The organism is Cognatundibacterium squillarum (assembly GCF_014652435.1).
Lineage (GTDB): Bacteria > Pseudomonadota > Gammaproteobacteria > Burkholderiales > Burkholderiaceae_D > Undibacterium > Undibacterium squillarum.
Map to the genome: position 1 here is coordinate 508,866 of NZ_BMYU01000001.1, position 24,107 is coordinate 532,972.

Annotated in this window: 10 protein-coding genes; 3 read left to right on the top strand and 7 right to left on the bottom strand. The window is 52.5% G+C overall.

Annotated features, from left to right (window positions below; translation table 11 throughout):
- Positions 1–6 precede the first annotated feature (6 nt).
- The gene (recB, locus tag IE092_RS02195) at positions 7–3,621 is read right to left on the bottom strand and encodes an exodeoxyribonuclease V subunit beta (protein ID WP_189355356.1); all 3,615 of its coding nucleotides are present in this window, start codon (positions 3,619–3,621) and stop codon (positions 7–9) included.
- The gene (gene recC / locus IE092_RS02200; protein ID WP_189355357.1) at positions 3,614–7,048 is read right to left on the bottom strand and encodes an exodeoxyribonuclease V subunit gamma; all 3,435 of its coding nucleotides are present in this window, start codon (positions 7,046–7,048) and stop codon (positions 3,614–3,616) included. Before recC ends, recB begins: the two co-directional genes overlap by 8 nt.
- Positions 7,049–7,316: 268 nt before the next feature.
- Between recC and IE092_RS18685 the strand changes: the two genes are divergently transcribed.
- A complete protein-coding gene (locus IE092_RS18685; protein ID WP_229792983.1) occupies positions 7,317–8,216 on the top strand; it encodes a DUF1186 domain-containing protein in 900 nt (299 codons plus the stop codon).
- 600 nt (positions 8,217–8,816) lie between these two features.
- Positions 8,817–10,097 carry a dicarboxylate/amino acid:cation symporter gene (locus IE092_RS02210; protein ID WP_189355358.1) on the top strand — a complete coding sequence of 427 codons (1,281 nt, stop codon included), beginning with the start codon at positions 8,817–8,819 and terminating at the stop codon, positions 10,095–10,097.
- Positions 10,098–10,208: 111 nt separating this feature from the next.
- On the opposite strand, the gene IE092_RS02215 is transcribed toward IE092_RS02210, so the two are convergent.
- From IE092_RS02215 to IE092_RS02230, 4 genes are all read right to left on the bottom strand, one after another.
- A complete protein-coding gene (locus tag IE092_RS02215; RefSeq protein ID WP_189355359.1) occupies positions 10,209–11,726 on the bottom strand; it encodes a hypothetical protein in 1,518 nt (505 codons plus the stop codon).
- Between the two features lie 426 nt (positions 11,727–12,152).
- On the bottom strand, positions 12,153–12,851 hold the full coding sequence (locus IE092_RS02220) for an SLATT domain-containing protein (RefSeq protein WP_189355360.1): 699 nt from the start codon (positions 12,849–12,851) through the stop codon (positions 12,153–12,155).
- Between the two features lie 87 nt (positions 12,852–12,938).
- On the bottom strand, positions 12,939–15,917 hold the full coding sequence (rdrB, locus tag IE092_RS02225) for an antiviral RADAR system adenosine deaminase RdrB (RefSeq protein ID WP_308427096.1): 2,979 nt from the start codon (positions 15,915–15,917) through the stop codon (positions 12,939–12,941).
- Positions 15,901–18,270, bottom strand: a complete 2,370-nt coding sequence (locus IE092_RS02230; protein ID WP_189355362.1) for a hypothetical protein — start codon at positions 18,268–18,270, stop codon at positions 15,901–15,903. The genes rdrB and IE092_RS02230 overlap by 17 nt, the downstream gene beginning before the upstream one ends.
- Before the next feature lie 144 nt (positions 18,271–18,414).
- Between IE092_RS02230 and IE092_RS02235 the strand changes: the two genes are divergently transcribed.
- On the top strand, positions 18,415–19,326 hold the full coding sequence (locus IE092_RS02235; protein WP_189355363.1) for an alpha/beta hydrolase: 912 nt from the start codon (positions 18,415–18,417) through the stop codon (positions 19,324–19,326).
- 428 nt (positions 19,327–19,754) lie between these two features.
- Here IE092_RS02235 and hrpA read toward each other — a convergent pair whose 3' ends face one another.
- A complete protein-coding gene (hrpA, locus tag IE092_RS02240) occupies positions 19,755–23,948 on the bottom strand; it encodes an ATP-dependent RNA helicase HrpA (RefSeq protein WP_189355364.1) in 4,194 nt (1,397 codons plus the stop codon).
- Between the last annotated feature and the right edge of the window lie 159 nt (positions 23,949–24,107).

Consider the following 24,107-nt stretch of genomic DNA (forward strand, 5'->3'; position numbering starts at 1 on the left):
CCTGCATCAGATAATCTCCTCGTTGCTGCAACTGAGCATTATTTCCAGTGCATCCATCCATTCAGCATCAGGCGCAAGCAATACGCAGCCTGAGGTTTCCGCATTTGCGACACCGCGCAGAAAATAAAACACAGCACCGCCGAGATGTTGTTGCGGCACATAGTCATCGCCAAGCCGCAGTTTCAGTAAGCGGTGTAAAGCCAGCAGATACAGCATACCCTGCACTTCATAGCGGTGCTGCAGCATCGCTTGTTGCAATGCTGCACCGTGATACGCATCATCGTTGTTGCCAAGTGCATTCGACTTGTAATCCATCACCCAGTATTTGCCGTCGTGCTCCACGACCAGATCCATAAAGCCGCGCAGCATGCCCTTTACAGCACTGTCTGCCAGCGCTGGACGCGCCAGTTCGGGCCAGATGGTTTGCTGGCTCAGCTGATCAAGTTCAGCAACAGAAAACGCATCCGCGGGGAACCAGAACTCCATTTCCGGCACACAGCTTCCGGTTTGCGCCAGCGGCACGCCCCATTGTGGAATCGCGGTCTGACTGATTTGCTGTAACCAGACTATCACTTCTTCCTGACGGTGCGCCCAGCCAGCGCGTTCACAACGTGCGCGCACTGCATCTGCAAACCAGGCTTGCGTCGAAATACCAAATCCCTCGCCCGCCAGCCATTCAAGCTGCTCATGCAAAAACTGGCCCGGAACCGGACCGCGCGGAAACCCATGCCAGACTTGCGCTACGCTGACTTTATCGGGGACACTGTCATCGCGCTCACCCAGCTTATCCAGCAGCGGCAAAGGTGTGCGTACCGATTCGCCCAGCCCGCGCGTAATTGAGCTGTAACTGACAACCGCCCAGTCACGTTCAAAACGTGCCTGATACACCGAAGCCGGATAGACAGGCGGCGGACTATTGCGTGGCAACCAGCGCGAGACGCCGGCCTGCTCCGGCAGATGCAGTATCTGCATCGCGGAACAATCTGCACAGATGTTTTGCAAACGTTCTTCTAATGCCTGCTGTACTTCATCACCAAACAGCCCGAACAGATACGCCAGTCCGCCGTAGCGGAATTGCTCCTCGACATCAGCAACGCCCAGCCACATTGCATGGCGCGGGCGGGTCAGCGCCACATACAGCAAACGTAAATCTTCCTCCAGCTTCAGTAAGCGCAGACGCAGACTGCTTTCCTTGCTTTTGGCAAAATCCAGCCGCGTCTGTCCGCCTTCTTCCGGCAATTGATAAAACGCTGCTTTGGCATCCGGACTTTTGCGCATACCAGCCGCAATAAACGGCAAAAACACCAGCGGATATTCCAGACCTTTGGATTTATGAATCGTGATCACCTGCACCAGTTCCGCATCGCTTTCCAGCCGCAGCACATGCTCGTCTGACTCGCCGGGATCATGAATTTGTTCTTCCAGCCAGCGTATCAGCGCCTGCTCACCTTCCAGCTGCACACTGGCTTGCTGCAGCAATTCCGCCAGATGCAGCAAATCCGTCAGACGACGCTCACCATCCTGCTCTGTCAGTAAGCGTGAGCCCAGCGACATGCCGTGTATCATTTGCCGTATCATCGCCAGCACGCCCTGCCTGCGCCAGATTTGCTGCCACTGACGCAACTGCTCGACTTGCTGCTCCCACGCATAATCATCTTCGGCATACGCTTGCAGCTCATCCCAATGCCTGCAGGCGCTGCGGGTTGCCAGCGCTGCGCGGGCTTTTCCAGCCGCCAGCGGGTCTGCTACCGCCTGCAGCCAGTACAGCACATCCTGCGCTTGCGGGGTCTGAAAAATCGAATCTTTATCCGACAGATACACCGATGCGACACCGCGCTGACTGAGTGCTGCACGGATTTCTGCCGCTTCATAACGGTTACGCACCAGCACTGCCATATCAGCCGGACGCAAGGCACGGAAATTGTCATCGCTGCGGAATCCGCATTCTGCATCGTTCAGCAATTGCACCATATGCTCCGCACATTGCTGCGCCAGCTCACGTCGGAAATCCGCTTCCTTCGTTTCGCTGATTTGCGGCAGCATCCATTGCAGACCGGGAATATCCGCATTGCCCCGTACCAGTTTTTCTGAGCGGCCTTTTGCCTTCACGGGTTCAAACGGTAAAGGATTATGTTCGCCGCGCCGGAAACAGAATGCGCCACCGGCTTGCCCGTTTTCCGGATCTTCGGCCAGCATAAACACATGATTCACTGCATCCACCACCGCTTCCACCGAGCGGAAATTGGTATCCAGCACGTAATGTCGGCCTTCCGTTGCGCTGCGTGCAGTCAGGTAACTGCGGATATCCGCGCCACGGAAACCGTAAATCGCCTGCTTAGGATCGCCAATCAGAAACACGCCGGTATCGTTGCGGTTTTCCGCAATCGCATACAGCGCATCAAAAATCATGTACTGATCCGGCGAGGTATCCTGAAATTCATCAATCAGTGCCACCGGAAACTGCTGACGTATGCGTGCAGCCAGTTGTGCCGCATTGTCGCCCTGTAAAGCGGCACGCAAACGCTGAAGCATGTCCGCAAAACCAAATTCACGTGCTTGCTGCTTCAGCACTGCCATACGATGACTGATACCGGCAGCAGCGTGCCCGAACAGTAATGGCTTTTCAGTGGGAATTGCCGCCAGTGCCTGCTCCAACTGCTCTATGCTGTCTGCGATGCGTGGCAACTCACCTTCTTTGCCTTTTTTCCAGCAAGTTTCCAGATGTATGCTGGTCCATTTTTCCAGATAGGTAATGGTCTTCGCCGCCGGAAAAGCACGTTCCGCATTTGCCAGCCAGTCAAATACGTCGGTGAAAAATCCTTCCACCGATGTTGCTCTGAGCTTATTACCATTCAGCGCGTCACAATTATCCTGATACCAGCTACCCAGCTCTTCGAGCAAAGTTTTCCATTCCGATTTAATCTGCGTTGCCGCCTTCAGAGCTTCCTGATCCGCAAATTGCAGACACTCCGTCAGCGAACGATGCTGCCAGTGCTCATAACGAAGGGCATGCGGCAGCATGGCGCGGATTTTTTCTTCGAGCACATAGACATTGCTCCAGACTTGCTGAACCCGCACAAAATCTTCCGCACCGAGCGGATAAACTTGCTGACGCCAGTAATCCTTGCTCGCCTGTTCACGCCAGCCGCTTTCATCGGCATTCAGTTCTTCATCAAACAAACTGCCACTGTCAAATGCATGCTCACGCAGCATGCGCTGACACCATGCATCAATCGTGAATACTGCGCTGTCATCCATCGCTTCCGCGGCCATCGCCAGACGATAAGCCGCCTGTTCGCGTGCAGCGGGGTCTTCATATTCCTGCAGCAAGCCGCTCAGAAACGGGTCCGCAGCTTTCGCATCACCGCGAAACACCTGTGCTGCTTCAATTAAACGCGAACGTATCCGGTCAGACAATTCACGGGTTGCCGCCCGGGTAAATGTCATCACCAGAATTTCTGCCGGTTGCAAAGGCCGCACGAATGCATTGCCGCCGCCGTGCCCCAGCACCAGACGCAAATACAGTGCTGCAATTGTCCAGGTTTTTCCGGTACCGGCACTGGCTTCAATCAGACGCGAACCGTGCAAGGGAAATGCGGCCGCCTGTAAAATTTCACTCATCCTGTTTCTCCTGCGCCGCATCACCACTATCCAGCATTTGCACCTGCACTTGGGTCTCTGCCCAGATCAGCAAAGGCTGATACAAAGCTTTTGCCAGCACATCAAACTCTCCTGCCTGCAGCAAGCTGCCGAAGTCCGGCCAGCAACGCGCCAGCGCGAGGTCTTTATGAACTTCGCCTTCATTAAAAGCATCGCCCTCAAATGCCTGTTGCGCTGCACGTAAATCTTCATTTTTCTTCAGCCATTCCAGCGCACTGCGGCTGGCAATGCCCAACGGCCGCGTCATCCCCTGCATCCAGTAAGCCAGCAAAGTCTGCAAATACTGTTGCGCCTGAGGCTGGGGAATCGCCGGCATTTCCAGCCACGCATCACGCCCAACCAGCAACTGCGTCAGAGCAACGCCCTGAGCACCGGCAATGATTTGCCGTATCCATGACTGAAAGAGTTTTTCAGGCAAAGCCAGCGGCTTTCTCTTTTGCCCGTTGGTCAGCTTGGTCGGCGTAAAATCCAGCAAGCGCCAGCCCCGCCCTTGCTCAACCAGCCCACCGGTCCAGTCTTCCAGCAAAATGTGCTCCGTACTGTAGCGCCATTGCTGAGTGCCGCTGGCTTCACCAGCTTCCTGTGCAAGTCGCCACCAGGTACGCAACACCGGCTCCGCCTCTCCCATCAGTTGAACAGCAATCTGCTCGCCGGTGTGGGATAAAGGCAAAACACCTTCACGCCGTATGGTTTCCAGCCTTTGTTGTAACTGTGTATTCAGATCGTCATCTGCAAACTGATCGCGCTCGGTCAGCCTGCTGAGCAGCGCCCAGCTTTCCAGTCCGTCAATTGCAAACGGTTCATCATCCTGACTTTGCGCGCTTTCCTGATCAAAACGGATTTGCAGACGCTGCGCCATAAAGGCTTTGACTGGTTGCTTTAAAAAATCGGCCAGCTGTTTGATATTCAGTTTTTGCCCGGATTCCGGCGGCGTCAGGCTCAGTGGTGCAGCCTCAGTCGTCGCCGCATGCACTGCAGCCCATTCACGCGCCCAGGTCAGGCTCGGTTCTGATTCAAAATAGCGGCGGCTGAATGGTTGCAGTGGATGCTCGGTCAGCAAGCCATGCGCAGGCAAATGCCAGCATTGCGCGATGTAATCACGCAACTGTGACACCAGCACCGAAGGCGGTTGCCAGCTGTTGTCGCGTATGCTGCGTCCTGTCCAGCTGATATACAGTTTCTGACGCGCAGCCAGCAAAGCTTCCAGCATCAGGTAACGGTCATCCTCCCGACGCGAACGGTCACCCGGCCGCTGCATGCCGGGCATACGCAGCAAATCAAAGTCAGCCGATGGTGTGCGGCGCGGGTAATCGCCATCGTTCATACCCAGCAGACAAACCACTTTAAACGGCACTGCACGCATCGGCATCAGCGTACAGAAGGTCACTCCTCCCGACATGAAACGCTGATTCAGATCCGGTTCATCAATCATGGATAACCAGGCTTCCGCTGCCACCGTCAGTTGCAGAGGCTGATCAAACTGCGCCAGCGCGCAATCATCCACCCAGCGCTGCAAAGCCTGCTCCGCCTGCAGCAGCGTCATTTTGTCGCGCTCATCTGCCGCATCAAAAAACTGCTGAATCAGTTCACGGAATAAGCTCGCCCACGCTAACGGCGTGTAGCTTTGCAGCATGCGGTCGCTCCATTGCTGCAAGCGATGCAGCAATTCCGCCAGCGATCCTGCCAGCACAGCATCCAGCCCGGCCACCTCTGCAAACGGCGCAATGCCGTCGAAACCGCTGTGATCGCCGTTGGCGTAACCGGTGAGCATGCGTTCCAGACCAAACAGCCAGGAATTCTGTGCACCGGTGGCACCCAGTCCCAGACGCTGCCTGTGCGCATCATCCAGTCCCCAGCGTATGCCTGCACCTTCAATCCAGCGTGCCAGCAAAGGCAAATCGTTTTCACGGATACGGAATCGCTGAGCGAGCGCCGGCACTTCGAGTAAATCGCGAACCTGACTCTGACTGCAGCGCTGATCCGGTAATTTCAGCAGCCATTCCAGTGCAATCAGTAAAGGGTTTTGCTGGCGCTCTTTGGTATCCGCAATTTCATACGGAATATAACGGGTATCGTGACGCGGATACTGGCCGAACACGGCATGAATCGCCGGTATCCATTTCTGTAAATCCGGCACCATCACCACAATGTCACGCGGACGCAATCCGGCATTGGGTTCAGCAGAATTGGCCAGCCAGTTCAGGCACTGATCATGCAACACTTCCACTTCGCGCTGCGCACTGTGCGCCACATGAAATTCCAGCGAACGGTCATCCTCTGCAAGCGGCAGACGCGCATGCTCACTGACCGGCTGTAAATCGCGGATCGCTGCCTGAATTTGCTGCAGCAATGTACTGCCCTCACCTTCGCTGAACAAATCCAGCCGCAGACTGGAATACTGCCTGCGGGTCGCATCCGCATCGTCAAAACCATCCAGCATACGAATAAAGTCACGCCCCAGTTTGCCCCATGCAGCCAGCAAAGGATGGGCATGCGCGTGTAATTGTTCGGGCGGCAAAGCGTCCAGTGACACACTGCGGGACTTCTCACGCGCGGCACGGCGGCGTTCGGCACGCAGTAATTCGCGGCCTTCGATAATATCGCCCCAGTAATACTGACAGGGATTACTGACCGCAATCACGACTTGGGTGTAACGCGCCATCGCACTCAGTGCTTCCATGGTCTGCTGCGGCATTGCCGACAAACCAAACACCACCACGCGACGCGGCAAGCCATGCGGTCTTGCCTGTGCATCCTGTAATGCAGAAACAAAGCGCTGATGCACGTGCGAACGGCCCGAAGCCCGCTGTTCTGCATCCACGCTGTCTGTAACTGCTCGCCACAGCACCGGTTGCCAGCGCTGATCGTCCGGAACCGGCACCGGCTCACCGGCAGCACGGCGTAACTGATCCAGCCCGGCTTCCCAGTCCTGCAACCAGTCTGCACGGAACATCTGATAACCGTCGAATAAGTCAGCAATACGGGTTGCCAGCTGATAAGCGCGGATTTGTGTTCCGTCCTGTAAATACTGACGTAAAGGTTCGCATTCCGGCAGTGCCAGTACCTGGGGCAGCATTTGCTGCAAGCGCCAGCCCAGCGCAGATTTATCCAGCGGCGAGCGTTTTGCCACTTGCTGATGCCCCAGCACCTGCCGGTAGGCATCCCACAAAAAACGCGCTGGCAGCATGACTTTTGCCGAAGCACATACGCCCTGACGGCGTGCCATTGCAATCTTCAGCCATTCCGCCACACCGTTCGACTGCACGATCATGATTTCCGGTTCCAGCACGCTCAGCGGATTTTGCTGTATCCATTGCAAAACGGCTTCACCGAGTTGCTCCAGCTGATTGCCATGCAAAACAATCAGGCCGGGTTGTATGCTAGTCATTGTGCTTTTATCCATTCAGCAAAGCTGCGTTCCGACGGCCATCAGGCAGCTTTTCGCTGCCCGCCACCGGACTGCATCGTCTATTTACAAATTGACACAAAATATACCCGATGCGACCTGCTTACACCAGCCTGCGCATCGCCTATCCTGCTGCCAGACCATCAGCAGCTGACGCAAGCGCGTAGTAAAACTCCGTCACAAACTGTTATACTGCCGCATTAACGCGGGCGACTCTGGTCGCCCGTTCGCATTTACCGGAATCTCTGACATGACATCTACCCCGATCTGGCCTGCGCTGGCCGAGCAACTCCGCTTCCAGACTGCTCCCTTCCCGGCGGACGCAATTCAGGCAATTGCCGCGCACAAAGAGGCTGTGATCCCCGAACTGATTCAGGTATTACAGGACACTGCCCGCGATCCGTCTGCCGCATCCGATGGCAATTACATGCTGCACCTTTACGCCATGCATTTGCTGGCTGCCTGGCGCGTCACGGATGCGTATGCTGCGATGGTGGCAATTGGCGGCTTTGGCGATGAGCAGCTGGAAATGATCATGGGCGATGTGATTACCGAAACCTATGGCCGTTGTCTGGCATCGGTTTGCGATGGCAATACCGCGCCGCTGCAAGCCATGTTTGAAAACAATGGCATTTCAGTCTGGTCACGCACCGCTGCGCTGATCGCATGGCAGGTCCGCGTCATCAGCGGCGATAACGAGCGTGCGCCATTGCTGCAATTCCTGCAGGAACAAGGTGAAAAGCTCGCGAATCAGCGCCGCCACGAGAGCGAAGGCGATGCGATTCTGCTGGAAACCATCGTCGATGTTGCCACCGCGCTATGCGCCAACGAAATGCTGGATCAGATCAACAGCTGGTTTGATGAAAACCTGCTGGACCCGCAACTGAGTGACCGCGACTGGCTGAACGAACATATCCACGCCGATTTTCAGGCCAGCCGTTTGCTGGAACTGCAGCATGGCAAAAGCTATATCAGCGACGTGGAAAAAGAAATGGGCTGGTGGCCGGTGTTTCAGGAACCGGAAAAACAAACTTTCCGCAAAACCTATACCCAGCACACAATACGCAAAGAAGCCAAAATCGGACGCAATGATCCCTGCCCTTGCGGCAGCGGTAAAAAATATAAAAAGTGCCACGGCAGCGACGTTTAATACGGGCATCACGATACGCTGGCAAGTAAAGAAAACGGATATCCGCCAACGCTGGCCGATATCCGTTTTTGTTTTCGTTTATTTTTTACGATCTTCTGATACCGCCATCAAATTCCATCACCGGCATGAAGATTTCGCCATCTGAATTACACACTTAAGGAATCTGTGATTCCTGATACTCCCAAAAACAGCAAGCACTTAGACGTTTTTCTCAAATCACACAGACTATTGTGGTTATCCCCAATTCATAATGCGGCAAGGCGGTGGCATGATGCACACGCATCATGCTGTTTCTGCTCTCTGTGCAAATCGTCTTCATCTGCGTGCGCAGCCGGCAAAGCCAACGGTCAACCGGTCTCAGCTTTCACGCTGTAAGTCAGGTTCACCAGCCAAATGCATGCCCCCACCGGGCGACAAACTGATCGGACCACAAGTCTGAACTGAATTTTCCGTGACATCCGGTTAACGCAGGATGGCATGGCTCCTGTTTTATTTTTTGTGATCGCATATCCCGCGAGGGCTGCGCTCATCCCGAAAAAAGCAAGCCACAACAATGACACTGGCAGACGCAGGATGATCTGCTACTAAGGAGAACTATTGATGAAGAAAAAATCCAATACGCTGATGATTTTCATCGCGATGATCGCCGGTATCGGCGTCGGCTATGCCTGCCACGAAACCTGGGCTGGCACCAAATTCGCGACCGAACTCTCCGGTTACTTCTCTATCCTGACAGACATCTTCCTGCGACTGATCAAAATGATCATCGCACTGCTGGTGTTTTCAACGCTGTCGGTTGGTATTGCCAATCTCGGCGACACCAAAACCGTCGGCCGTATCGGTGTGAAATCCATGGGCTGGTTTGTGATTGCATCGCTGGTCTCGTTGTCTATCGGTATGCTGCTGTCGAATGCGCTGCAACTCGGTACCAATCTCGGTCTGCCGCTGCCGGATGTGCACGCTGCCACCAATCTGAAAACCAGTGCATTTAATCTGAAAGATTTCGTCGGCCATCTGTTCCCGAAATCGCCGATTGAAGCGATGGCGAATAATGAAATCCTGCAAATCGTCGTGTTCTCGCTGTTCTTCGGCTCTGCACTGGCAGCACTGGGTGAATCCGGTAAGAAACTGACAGCAGTGATTGATGAACTGGCGCACGTGATGCTGAAAATCACCGGTTCCATCATGACACTCGCACCAGTGGCGGTATTTGCTGCGATGGCTTCCGTCATCACCACACAAGGTCTGGGCGTACTGGTAACGTTCGCGAAGTTCATGGCAGGTTTCTACTTCGGTCTGGCGATTCTGTGGGCGCTGCTGATTGCGGCGGGCTTTATGTTCATCGGCAAATCCATCTTCCGTCTGATGGCGCTGATCCGCGAACCATTCCTGCTGGCATTCTCTACTGCAAGTTCTGAAGCGGCTTACCCGAAAATTCTGGACGCACTGGATAAATTCGGCGTACAACGCAAAATCTCCAGCTTCGTTCTGCCGATGGGTTACTCCTTCAATCTGGATGGCTCGATGATGTACTGCACCTTCGCGGTTCTGTTCATCGCACAGGCTTACGGTATCGAACTGTCGGTCAGCACCCAAATCACCATGCTGCTGTTGCTGATGGTGACATCCAAAGGTATGGCCGGTGTGCCACGCGCTTCGCTGGTCGTAATCGCTGCAACACTGAATCAGTTCAACATTCCTGAAGCAGGCTTGCTGCTGATCATGGGTGTGGACCAATTCCTGGATATGGGCCGCTCTGCAACCAATGCGGTTGGTAACTCGATTGCCGCTGCCGTAATCGCGAAATGGGAAAACGGTATCGACCCGAACGCCAATGTCGCCAATATTGAAAACGCGAAATCCGGCAAAAAAGTCGCCTGATTTCAACACCCCCTGCCTGCCGTTTCGCTCCTGAGGCGGCAACAGACAACGCCCCGGTTTTCTCTGAAAGCCGGGGCGTTTTGTTTTGATACTGAGGAGGTCAACAACGCATTAATTTTCCGTTGTCGGTAATTGCGGCGGCAATGACCAGACAGCCGTCGTCTGCCATTGTGTCTGAGGTTCATTCACATTGGTGGTGACGATACACGCTGTGCCGTGGGTTCCGTCGGTACCGAGCGACATCACCACATCAGTGAACAGGGCGGGATATGCGAGGATGTACATCAGCGGAACATAAATCACGCTATGGCGTCCATGCCCGTTATAGATCACATTGTTATTTCCCTGAATTGTCAGGCAATCGCCGCTCGCATTAGTCAATGACAAACCACCGAAAGCCGTCAGCGGCACAGGGTTAAACGGGGTAAAACCGGTCACGAATGTTTTACCGATTACGCCCTCCAGTTTTACCAGTGCATTCGTTCGCGCATCATAACTACGGGTCAGTGTCAGCTTCACGCCAAATTCCGGTATGGTCAGTTCGCCGTCTTTGTAACTCATATTGCTATTAATACGATCAAAGTAGCAGCCTTGCGATTGCACACCGTCGAAAGACCAGCTGATCAGCACCATATAACAATCGGCAGAATGCCCCGGAAGCCAGGTGGAATACTGCGCCTGAATCGAAACAAAACCTGCTGGCGTGCAGCGATCCGGGCCGTTTGCATAGGTCAGCGGATAGTAGCCACTGAAATTGACCAGATCGATATCCGGCTCGCCAAGAATATTCGGCCAAATTGTCGGCGCATCAGGAATCGTAAGTAAAGAACGTACAGGATTTGCACCGCCGTCACACATATCATTACACGCGAAACCTTTGTTACCCGATGTTCCCATAATCAGATGCACATAACTTTCCAGCTGCGGGAACAGGAAGTAGTACATATTCAGGTTATAAACAAAGGCTGGCACTGCCATTAACACCCCATCGTTAGAACCAAAATCGTAACGCAACTGATAATTCGCCCCGATTTCCATGACTTCGACAGGCGCGCTGCCGGAGGTGGATGCATAGTATTTTCCGGCGAACAGGGTTGCCTGAATCGGATTATTATAAGTCTGGCCAGTCACTGTCACTTCTATGCTGCCCGGCAAAGTAATCGTTCCGGTACAAGTGGCGACAGCACCGTATGTGTCAGCGTTACGCACAAAACTCAGCTCGATTCTCAGACCATATTTGTTCGTTTGTACCAGAGTCGTTCCGTCAAATGCAGAATCAAACCGGAACCGATTCGCATGCTTTCCATCCAGCGAAACAATCAGCGTTACATCCAGATACGGCTCACTCAGCGCAGGTGTCACAACCATGTTGGCATCAATCGCGAAGAAAGCACCCGTCGCCACCGATTCCGATGCGGCATCCGGACCGGAAGCACTCAGCGTGTAATAGCCATTCCACAGCATCAGCGCCTCGCGCGCGGCTTTACCCTGTGCAGTGTTATTTTCTGGCGTTACACCGGGCACACTCAGCGTTTGCAACAACTTTTGATAATAATCGCGTGATTCTGCCGATGGCTTTGTGTGACGTGTTGCATGCATCATGCTGACTACCTGTGGTTCCTGACTCATACCGATCTCCGAATTGACGTGTTGAAAGAGGATTGCAAACTGAATGGCAGTACAAACACCAGACGCCACACCCGCTGGCTGGCGCATGGTCAGCACCCAATTGCAAAGAGCGTGCCTCCCGCATTAATCACCAGCGCAACACACAAAAAGCACAGAAATCCACACCCCGAAGCAAGCCGCCTTACACGTAATCGCATGATTTAACACCGCAGAACACGTCAACAGCCCCAAATGCGGTGTTCAGCACAGCGATCCGGCGGTCGTCGGCAAAAAGTCCGGGCTTCCGGAAATGCGAAATGCCGATAACTGCACAACGTTCACAGGATTCATCTGCAAATTCAGCGACCAAAACAAAACGCGGACAATTGCCCGCGTTTGCATTGCTCAATCACTGCACCGGCAACAGGCCGGTTCCGTGATGTTATATCAGCCTGCCTTACCCTCTTCTGCCGCCTTCGGCACCGAGGTTTTCATGCCAGCTTTAAAACTGCTGATCCATTGTTCGGTTTCGGTCTGAATGATGTTGTAGCGTGCGCTGGAAACGCGAATCAGTTCGGTGAGTTCTTTGGCCAGATCCGGCTTACCGGCACCGGCTACCTGCAAAGCCAGCCAGTTCAGTTCAAACTCTTCGGACAAACGCTGCAAGCGCTGCCTTGCCATCTCAAAACGCATCCATGCATCGGCATTACCGTAGTAGCGCTCGTAGGCATACATGGTTGCCGTCACCACCATCATGACCGAGGTGGCACTGGCCGGAATCGTCCATGTTCCCAGATTGAACGGCGTGATCACCGGAAGCACCGCAGAAACACCACCAAATCCGATCATCGATCCCCGAATCAGACGCGCCCAGAACGCCCGCTTCTGCTTAGCGCCGTCATACCATGCAATATCTGCCTCAATGGATTTCATCAGCTTATCCCTGGCATCCACAATACTTTGCGCCGCATCCTGACTAAACGGCATCGCCTGCGCCAGCACTGCGGGATCGGCCGCCACCTGATACGGCTGCTCCGACGCATCCGTCGCCAGCGCTGCCGGTGGTGCGATCGCATCAGCGCCGGCATCACCGGTATTATCTGAAGCCGATGGCGTCGCTGCCAGTTGCGGATCTTGTTCTGCCATGTGATTTACTCCTGTTGTTATTGTTAATGAGATAGCGTGCTGCAGATTCTATCCGTTTGCGTTGACTGCAATATGAAACTTCGGCGGTCAGTGTGCTTTCCGCCACACGGGTACATGCTTTTGCCTGAACTCGTCCATCCCCGCCTGACGCAGTTTTTTCACCCATGCTTCAGCCAGAGCCTCTTCGTCACCACGATCCAGTGCGGCCTCTTTCAGTAAGCGGAATTCCGTGCGCAACGTCGTTGGCATAATGCCGGGGTCATCGGTATTGATACATACCGTCATTGGCTTTTTTCTCAGGCCGAAAACATTGAATTTGCCGCCTGCATTCAAATCCGCTTTCGCAACCGGATACCAGCGGAATACCGGATGCTCTTTAAAATCTTCCAGTCTGGCGATATAGGTATTCGAAGTCAGATTCACTTCTATCATCAGACCCAGATCAGCGTACTCCTGCATTTTGACATCCTGCAGCGCGTGGATGAATTTCAGTTCGTCGGAATGATAGAAATCCGTCAGCATGTTTAATGCATCGGGTTCAGCCACAGCAGGCAACGCCGTTCCGCGACGCAAACTGCTGACGCGCACTTTCAGCAAACCGTCTTTCGTGAAATCGCAATAACCAAACGGAGGAGGTTTCGGCAACGCGGGGCGAACCTTGATAGCGGTCTTTTCCTCTTTTTGTGCTTTCGAATCTTTTTTCCCGGCTTTACCGGAAGCTGCCTTTCCAGAGGTTTTTTCGTCACCGTTATTCTGACCGGAAGTTTCCGGTTGCCAAGATGGCTTCTGCACTTCCAGCCAGCGCGCCCGCTGCAAAAACAGTTTGCCTGCTTTGTTATCGGACTGCTTCAGCAGATCAAGGTCGGGCAAGGCGGCCAGCGTTGCATCGTCCTGCACGCCGGATTGCTGCCAGCGTAAAAACTGCCAGTAGCAATTTCGGCGCAGCTTCCATGCGGTGTACAAATCGTCGATAAGGATAGATTCCGTCGCCGATTTTTCCTGACAATCCTTGCGCAACTGGCGCGTTTCAAGCCTTTGCTTCAGCGGGTGTTCCCATGCAAAGCACACCGGATGCAGCCACGGCACATAAGGCAGCAAGCGGCGTATGCGTTTTTCCAAATGGTCTTTTACCTTTGCACACCACGGCAATCGTTCCGCCAGCGCGCCAGCTTCATGCCAGGCCCACACCAGATTATCGACATGCTCATCCACCGGCAGCAACGCATCGCCATGCCGCGCCAGCCAGCTTTCTGCATCCACACCCAGCGCCAGCGCATGACCTAAGCGATCACCTTTTTTCATCGCACAAAACTGCACGGTTTCATCCAGATGCCGCAAGCCGGACAAAGGATGAGCGTAATCCTCGCCCGCATGAATACTGAAATGCCAGCCCTTCAGAAGATCAGCACTTTCTGATGCAGCACCGACTAAGGCTTGCAAACTGCGTTCTGTCTGCCGCGCCACAAACGCTTGCCGCAACCAGCGTAATGCCGGTGCATACACTTCAATCCGCACCAGATTTTCATCGCCAGCCACATCCAGCCCGCGTATCCACGCGGCCGGACGCAATGTCTGTTGCTGTTCATCAGACAGTTGAGAACTCAGTCCCAGCAATTCCGGCCTGTCCCAGCCGGACAAACTAAAACACTGCTGCAGCAAGGCTCTGGCTTCATGCCAGACTTTTTCGGGGTGATGCTGAAATGCCGGAGTGCGCAAAAAATGAATGCAGAAATGCCAGCGCTCCATCAACGCGCGATACGCATTCGCCTGCGCCGCTGTTGGCGGCACAAATCGGCTTGCAACTGCATCACCGTAAGCGCTGTCGGGCTGCACAGCCTTTTCCATTTGCTTCAGCCACAGGGCTAAGTCTTTGGGATTGAGCTTGCTGCGCGTTACTTTCAGCTCTGCCACATCTTTGGCATTCTGAAACAACACCTGCGCGGCATTGAATTGATTCGGCGCTGATTTTCCCCAGCGCAAAGGTTCATCATAATACTGCACGAAGCGGCTCAGGCCCTGCCCGTCCATAATCACTTCGCGCCGCAGACGATTAATCCGGTTCAGAAAATACAGCGTCAGCGTACGGAAACGCTCGCAGCAGTGCGGATCCTGATAATGCCACCACAGCCAGATCAGCAAATACAGCCACGCTTTCGACACATCACCGGCCTGCATATATAACGCAACCTGCTTGCGCAACCACGCCGGATTCACCACCGATTCATCCGCGGGTTGCTGCGCAATACCGTACCAGTCCACCTGCATTTCTGTCTGAAACAACCACGCCTGCCCGATGGAATACTGAATCAGTGCATTGATACGCTGATGATGCTGATCCTTCGTAACAGTTTGCTGTTGCGTTTTTTTCGTTTCAGCGGATGGCAGCAACCAGTCTGGCAGCTGCAACAAGGCTGCCAGCAAACGCTGTAACTCCTTTATCAATTCCTGCTGCGCATGCTGCTTTAACTGCCCCTTTGCCGGATGCAACACCGCCAGCATCAGCGCCAGCCCGCTGCCATACACACCACCCAGATGCACGTGATTTTCCGCAACCGCAGCAGCATTTTTTTGGACGGGCGGACTAAACAAAGGCTGCAAAGCATCAATCAGTTCTGACGCTTTACTGACTTCCTCAAATTTTTCAGTCTTCGTTTGATCGCGAAAATCTTTCGCTAACTGCCACGCCGCCACATACGCCGGATCAAGCCGTGCGCACAGACGCACAAAATCCGGCTCAGTCTCTTTGCGGTAATGCAAGCCGCCATTGGTCGTATCAAAAAGCTCTGCAGCCAACTGATCCAGCGCTTTGAACTCCGGTGTGACAAGCATTTCTGACGGCCAGATTAATTCCACTGCGTGAGCGATTTCGTTCAGGCGGAAGCGACGGGGCCATTCGTTATCAACTTCTTGGGCAAGAAGTTTTCGACACTCACCCGAACAACCAAAAATATTTAATTTATCTTTTAGTTCAAAATGAAGTAAATTGGTTTTTACCATCCCAGAAATCAAATCAGAGCAAAATATCACAAACTTAACAGAATCAACTACATTAGATATCTTCTTCATGGTAAGTCGGTGTATTCACATTCAGCCAATTACGAATTGGGTGCGTGTGAAAAATTTCATATGCGTACCCCTTTGATTGCCCACTCGAAGTTTGAATATTCGCGCCATAGATTTCAGAAAAGACAAATCCTTCACCAACGTAGCCAAATCCAGAACCATTTGATATTTCAGAATGATTTTTTACCTCGTAACTACCAATCGCCGCGCAAAATGCATTAAATGCTCTCAAACCCAATTCAGCTACATCAGTTACGTCATTAACTTCCTTAAATCGCCCCCAATCACTTTCATACTCCGCCAACTGAGTAAAAAACTTATTCATTACACGATATATTAATAAAGCACTTGGCTGATCTGGCCAAAATTCGTTATATTTAGATCGCCACTCGATTAATTGACTCGAATATTCCGCAACAATTTCTTCCCAATGAGGAAGTTCACTTAAAACGCGGTAATCTTCCCTATGCACGTCATTTGAAGAGTTAAATTTTGAAATCCTATCTTCCTGAAATTCAGGAAAACCAATTACTTTTGTTTTGGAGAACGCAACCAATGAATAAAAAGGAACCTCATTCAATACATTCCTAACCGCATCAACACAAACATTCTTAAATAGCCCAAGAACTAAAATCTCAAAAAGTCGCCCAAAATAAACAAAAGATCCATGATCTTCCTGTAAATACACTTGATTATGACTGAGAAGCTTACTGACAAAAATTTTATTTTCACTGTTTCCAAACAAAGCACCAGGAATTGGAACACCTTTATCTGGAGGAGGATACGATAAGACTGTCTTTTCCGGCAAATTATTCAACCAAAATTCATTAAAAATAATCCCATCTAAATGCTCCCTCCACTGCACCCCAAGCCCTTCAACAATACATCCATCTTTAAATGCATTTAATTGATCCAAAGGCTGAAACAAAGCCACTTCGAAAACAGAGGTTTCGGGCACAAAAGGCTTCAACATATTTCGATCAAAATCAAGCCAATTAGCCTGTGCCAAATAAATCAACAGCAAGTCCTTTTGATAGTCTCCCGATTGCAATACATCAATCAACTTCAATCTTATTTTTTTCTCAAAATTTAAATATTCCTCTCTTTTTTCCAACCTAAGAATCTCGCACAAGTAAACAATATTCTCTTCTTTCAAATCAAAATTCGCAGAAAGAAACCTATCCAGCTCAATCAACTCAGACTTAACCGCAGAAATTAGCTGAGCAAGAGACCTAACACTAGAGAAAGAAAATTTAATCCAACTACTCTCAAAATCATTCAACCAAAAATTATGAATCCTATTTAACAAATTAAAGAATTCGCTAAGAGAAATTGAGAGTGGCGACCCATCTTTACTCAAATAAATCTTTGGATTAGCAATGTGTTGCTTGAGACTTTGAACTAAATTTCTCCTTGCAACCGGCAGAAGTTTCCTTTCATATTCATCAGCCAGATTTTTTGCACGCAGTTTTGCATCATCAACCTCAACCGTGCGTGCCTTAGCAGTAATTCCTTCGAAAAAATTCCGCCAGATCACTTCGTGAAACAAATCAAGATCACCGGAAATGATGGGGACTACATAAGGTGAAGCCAAATAACGCCTCACAACTTCCAGATTATTAAATGCGTGTTGCAATGACGTATCCACATCATCAATTGGCAACACGATCAGTCTCTTACCGGTGATTTTGAGTGCCTCGTAAAACAACTTGTGCACTTCATCGCTGACGCTGTGATTGCCAATAAAAGCACGCAACTTATCCATGCCAAATTCTGATTTCTGCTTCTGAGTCCCCTCCAAAGCACTTCCAAGTGCCTGCAATCGCGCATAAAAAGTTTTGGATTTTTCGTAATCTTGCGTTGCGTCCTTCACTTCTTTATTTCGAAGCAAGGCCGCGACAATAATGTTGAGGAAAAGGTCGTCGTCATTCTCCAGCAGAGTGGGATCAACGGGTTTTAGAATCAATAAAACTTTTGATAACGGGAGTATTTCAGGGTTGTTTCCTGACCTATTTATTTCAACTAGTTCGTCCTTCATAAAGGTCGGCAAATTGACGAGAATCGTACTTTTTCCAGTACCCCTGCCACCGTCCAGCAAAATGGCGTTATGGGCACGGTGTTCATCCAGATCGAGAATTGCTTCAACTGAATTAGGCAAATCATCTTTTTTCTCGATGTTCTCTTTATCTTTACTAAACGAATCGCTTGTTTTATTGACGCTTTCTTTAAGAAATCCCGCAATCCGCTGATATACCGGTCGCGCCAGCAGATATTCCGGCTTTGCTTGCTTTGCCTGTTCGCCCTGATCAATCGGAAAGTAAATGATGTCTTTATCTTCGCTCGCCTTCGTCGCCATATCGCCCGCCCGTGCAGATTGCATAAAACAACAACTATAAAACAGCACTTATCAGATTGGTTAGTCAAATCACTAAGACTGCTCAAAATCGTAGAAAATAGCGCACCGGCGCAAAAATGCCGGAGAACAGAACAGGAGACGACGATGAGACTTTGGCAGCAAATGGGTGTGGCGGCGGCTTTGTCGCTGGCGGTACTGGGGCAGGTGCAGGCGCAGACGGCGGGTGGTTCGGCTGCTGCAGCAAGTGCGGCGCAGGCTTTACCGGCGAGTAAGCCGTATGTGATTGCGCAGACTTACACGCTGCAATCGCAGGTGCTGAATGAGCAGCGCGAGCTGAACATAATGCTGCCGGAGGGGTATCACGAACATCCGGAGCTGCGTTATCCGGTGGTGTATTTGCTGGATGGCGGGCAGCATGAAGATTTCACGCATATGGCGGGTGCGGTGCAGTATGCGAGTTTTTCGTGGGTGCAGCGTTTACCGCCGGTGATTCTGGTGGGGATTGCGAATACGGACCGTAAGCGCGATATGACGTTTAAAGCCTCGCCAAAATTCGTGTGGCCGAAGTGGATGCATGCGTACACGGATGCCTATAAAAACGCCGGTGGTTCGGATGCGTTTATCCGTTATATCGAAACTGAGGTGCAACCGTATGTGCAGCAGCATTTCCGTACCGGGCCGGACAAAATGCTGGTCGGGCAATCGCTGGCGGCTTTGCTGGCAACGGAGATTCTGCTGAAGAAGCCTGCGCTGTTTAATCAGTATGTGATGATGAGTCCGAGCTTGTGGTGGGACAATCAGTCGCTGCTGAAGCAAGCGCCGCAGTTGTTGCGAAACATGCCTGCCGCGCCGATGAAGGTGTATCTGGCGGTGGGCAATGAAGGGCCGGAAATGGTGAACGATGCGCGTGCGCTGGCGGCGCTGATCCGCAAGCATAAGCCGCGCAATACGCAATTTGTGTTTGAGTATTTGCCGAAAGAAGATCACGGCACGATTTTGCATCCGGCAACGCTGAATGCCTTTGCGCATTTCTTTCCGCGTCCGCCGGAAAAATAAACTTCTTCCGCTTTAATGAAGTGCATCACAGCCAGCCTTGCTTTGCAGCGCTGGCTGTTTTATTTGATTAGGTTTGGTTTTGAATTCCCAGATTCAATCCGCTCGGCATGGTCACGGCTGGCATCCTACACCTTGCAGGCGCAACGTGGCGCATCGAGATTGCCCGCAGGCCGCTGAAAATGCCTGAAAACGGCTAATTTGCGGAGTTCTGCATAGCGATCCGGCGGTCGTCGGCAGAAAGTCTGGCTGGCCGGAAATCACAAATGCGGATTTCTGCACAAAATTATCTGGTGGCGCTTGCGAAGCCGCAGCCGCCAGCCTGCTATTACAGCCTTGTTTCTGCTGCCACAAAGCAAAACGCCCGCAGATAATTCTCTGCGAGCGTTTTTGCGTTGTTTTGCGTTTTTCGCGGGTTACGAAGCGGACGATCAGCGTTGCAGGCTTTCCCAGACTTTTTGCAAACGCTTCACCGATACCGGCATCGGCGTTTTGAGTTCCTGTGCAAACAGGGACACGCGCAATTCTTCCAGCATCCAGCGGAATTCAATCAGCTTAGGATCGGCATCCGCACCGTGGCGGCGCGGGTGGCGCAGCCAGGCTTGTGCAACGCTGTTCCATTCTGCCATTTGCTTCTGATCGCGCGCCGGATCAGCGCGCAGCTTGTCGATACGCACTGCCATCGCTTTCAGATAACGCGGAAAATGCGCGAGCTGCACATAATCGTTTTCCGCGATAAAGCGTTTATGCACCAGTTGCTGCAACTGCGTTTGCATGTCTGCGGCTGCGGCACTGTGTGCTTTAACGGACTGGATTTTTTTCGGCAGCGCATGGTACTCGCTGAGAATTAATCCTGCCAGTCGCGCAATTTCATTCGCCAGCAAATTCAGACGCGCCTTGCCTTCTTCGCGACGCTGACGGAATTCGCCTTCGTTCGATGGCATACCATTTTGCAGGCAGGCGCGTTCCAGCGCGGTCTGAATAATCTGATCGCGCAATTCTTCGTGCGAACCCAGTGCCATAAACTGCATGCCCATTTGCTGCATGCCAGGAATATTTTTTTCTAAGAACTTGACCTGTTCTTTGAGCTGCAATGCAAACAAACGGCGCAAGCCGGTGCGGTGGATACGCGCTGCCTCATCCGGATCATCAAATACTTCAATCTGGCAATGGGTTTGCTGATCCACCAGCGCCGGATAACCGATCAGGGTTTGTTTGCCCTGCTGCACTTCCAGCAGTTCCGGCAATTCACCAAAGGTCCAGTCGGTCAGTTTTTCCTGCTGATACACCACGGGCGCAGCACCGCCCTTGCCTTGCGGTCTGGCGCTGGCTTGCGGCACGGCGGCGCTGCGGCTTTGCGCGCTGACGGCTTCGTCTGCATCATTACCGCCTTCCAGCAGGGCCAGTTTTTCTGCGCTGGCGATTTTCTGGAAGCTTTCACGCGCCTGTCCGCCCAGTTCTGCGCGCAGGCTGGCGAGATTACGACCCATATCCAGCTGGCGTCCGTGCTCATCCACCACTTTGAAATTCATTGCCAGATGGGCTGGCAAGGTTTCAAATTTGAAGTCGGTGCTTTTGCACAGCAAGCCGGTTTTTTCGCGGATATCAGCGATCAGCACATCCAGAAAAATCCCTTTCCCGAAATCATTACGCTCACAGAATCCGGCGGCGTATTCCGGCAAAGGTACGCAGTGGCGGCGGATTTTTTGCGGCAGCGATTTCAGTAACAGCTGCACTTTTTCTTTCAGCATGCCCGGCACCAGCCATTCGCCACGCTCTGCCGATACCTGATTCAGCAGATACAGCGGCACGCTCATAGTCACACCGTCACGCGGGCTGCCCGGTTCAAAGTGATAACTGAGCTGCACCGCCACGCCGGACACCTGCATGGTTTTCGGGAAGAAATCTGTGGTGATGCCTGCAGCCTCGTGGCGCATCAGATCATCTTTCACCAAATACAGCATTTTCGGCGTGGTGCGCGTGGCTTCGCGGTGCCATTGCTCAAACTCCACCGCATTACAAATGCCGGGCGGAATCAGCTTGTCGTAAAACGCGACGATCAGTTCATCATCCACCAGCACGTCTAAACGGCGTGACTTGTGTTCAAGATTTTCAATCTCGCGCACCAGTTGCTGGTTATGTGCAAAGAATGGCAGACGGGTTTCAAACTCGCCGTTCACCAGTGCTTCGCGGATAAAGATGGTACGCGCTTCATCCGGATTGATATTGCCGAAGTTGATACGGCGCTGGCTGTACACCACCAGCCCGTACAGCGTGGCGCGTTCATGTGCGACAACTTGACCGGCTTTCTTTTCCCAGCGCGGATCGCCGTAAGATTTTTTCAGCAAATGCGCGCCGGTTTTTTCCAGCCATTCCGGCTGTATCTGCGCAATGCAGCGACCGTACAAACGCGAGGTATCCACCAGTTCCGCACACATAATCCAGCGACCGGCTTTCTTACTCAGATGCGAACCGGGCCAGATATGAAACTTAATGCCGCGCGCGCCGAGGTAATGGCTGTCTTCATCCGATTTATAACCAATGTTACCGAGCAAACCCGTCAGCAGCGCCAGATGCAATTGCTCGTAGGTGGCTGGCTTCTCATTCATGCGCCAGCCCTGCTCTTTCACAATCGTCAGCAATTGCGAATGCACTTCGCGCCATTCGCGCAGGCGCAGCTGATTCACAAAATTGCTGCGGCAGTTATCCTGCAACTGGCGATTGGTTTTTTTATGTTCTATCGCGTCTTCAAACCATTTCCACAGTTTCAGATACGATAAAAATTCCGATTTCTCATCGGCAAATTTTTTATGCGCCTGATCTGCAGCTGCCTGCGCTTCCAGCGGACGTTCACGCGGGTCCTGTACCGACAAGGCGGCGGCGATGATCAGCACTTCCTGCAGGGCTTGCTGATCGCGCGCTGCCAGAATCATGCGGCCAACGCGCGGATCTAATGGCAGCTTGGCGAGCTGACGACCAACCGCAGTCAGCTGATTGGTTTCATCCATCGCGCCCAGTTCCTGCAGCAGCTGATAACCGTCAGCAATGGCGCGGCCCAGCGGTGGCTCGATGAACGGGAAGCTTTCTACGTCAGTCAGGCGCAGCGATTTCATGCGCAGAATGACAGATGCCAGCGAAGAACGCAGAATTTCCGGATCGGTAAAACGTGCGCGCTGCTGAAACTCTTTTTCATCGTACAAACGAATACAGACACCGGACGAAACACGGCCGCAACGACCAGCACGCTGATTCGCCGCCGATTGCGCAATCGATTCGATTTGTAATTGCTCGACCTTATTGCGGTAGCTGTAACGCTTTACCCGCGCCAGACCGGTATCCACCACAAAGCGTATGCCGGGTACCGTCAGCGAGGTCTCAGCGACGTTGGTCGCCAGCACAATACGGCGTGCATTCGATGGTTTGAAAATGCGTTCCTGCTCCTGCGCCGATAAACGCGCAAACAGCGGCAGAATTTCCACATGCGGCGGATGGTGTTTGCGTAAAGCTTCCGCTGCGTCGCGGATTTCGCGCTCGCCCGGCAGGAAGATCAGCACATCACCGGAACCCAAACGGCACAGTTCATCCACCGCGTCGGTGATTGCGGTCATCAGATCGCGGTCTTTATCTTTTTCTGTGTCCTGCACCGGACGGTAACGGATTTCCACCGGATATAAACGACCGGACACTTCAATCACCGGTGCCGGTTTTTGCTGCGCATCGCAGAAATGGCGCGCGAAGCGGTCGGCATCAATGGTGGCGGACGTGATGATAATTTTCAGATCCGGACGTTTCGGCAGAATCTGCTTCAGATAGCCGAGCAGAAAATCAATGTTCAGGCTGCGTTCATGCGCTTCGTCGATGATGATGGTGTCGTACTGACGCAGCAAAGGATCGGTCTGGGTTTCTGCCAGCAGAATACCGTCGGTCATCAGCTTGACGCAGGCACCTTCGTTCAGCGTATCGGTAAAACGCACTTTATAACCGACATGCTCCCCCAGTGGCGAGCCGAGTTCCTGCGCAATCCGTTTTGCAGTGGACGATGCAGCGATACGGCGCGGCTGGGTGTGGCCGATCATGCCGGTGCTGCCACGTCCAACTTCCAGACAAATTTTCGGCAGCTGTGTGGTTTTACCGGAACCGGTTTCACCGCAAACAATCACCACCTGATTTGCAATCAGTGCATTTGCAATATCCTCGCGCTTGCCGGATACCGGCAATTCTTCAGGGAAAGTGATTTCCGGTAAAGGATTGCGTTTCGCCAGAAACGGATGCACCTGCCCTGCAGTGTTTTTAGCGCCGGATTGATTCGGCTTCCGGCTGGCAACTTTGCTGTTTTGTTGTGCTCTAGCTGGTGCTGCCGGCGATTTCTGCATTTCTGCGGGTTTTCGCGGCACACCCTGACGGCTGCCCTGATTACGCTGTGTATCCTGCGTGCCATTGCGGGTTTGCGTTGCCGCCTGCGGCCTACGTGCCTGCGCATCACCACTGTTCAGTGACGGCGTGTTTATTTGCTGCTTTTGCTGTTGTTCTTTTTGTTCGATCAGCTGCGCGCGTAAATCGCGCAATCCGGCCAGTCCGTCCAGTTTGGCGGCGCTGCCGGAAGTAGATGTTTTTTTCTGTGTCATAGGGGCGGGATTATCCCAGATTTAGCCAGCAGCGACAAAACCGGGCTGCGCCGATTGCGCAGCTTTGTTGCGATGCTGTTATGCAAAAATTTTCTGTACTGACTTGACTTAAAGTGCGCTGGAACTTTTAGACTTTGCAGTTCTTTCTTTTTAGCGAAT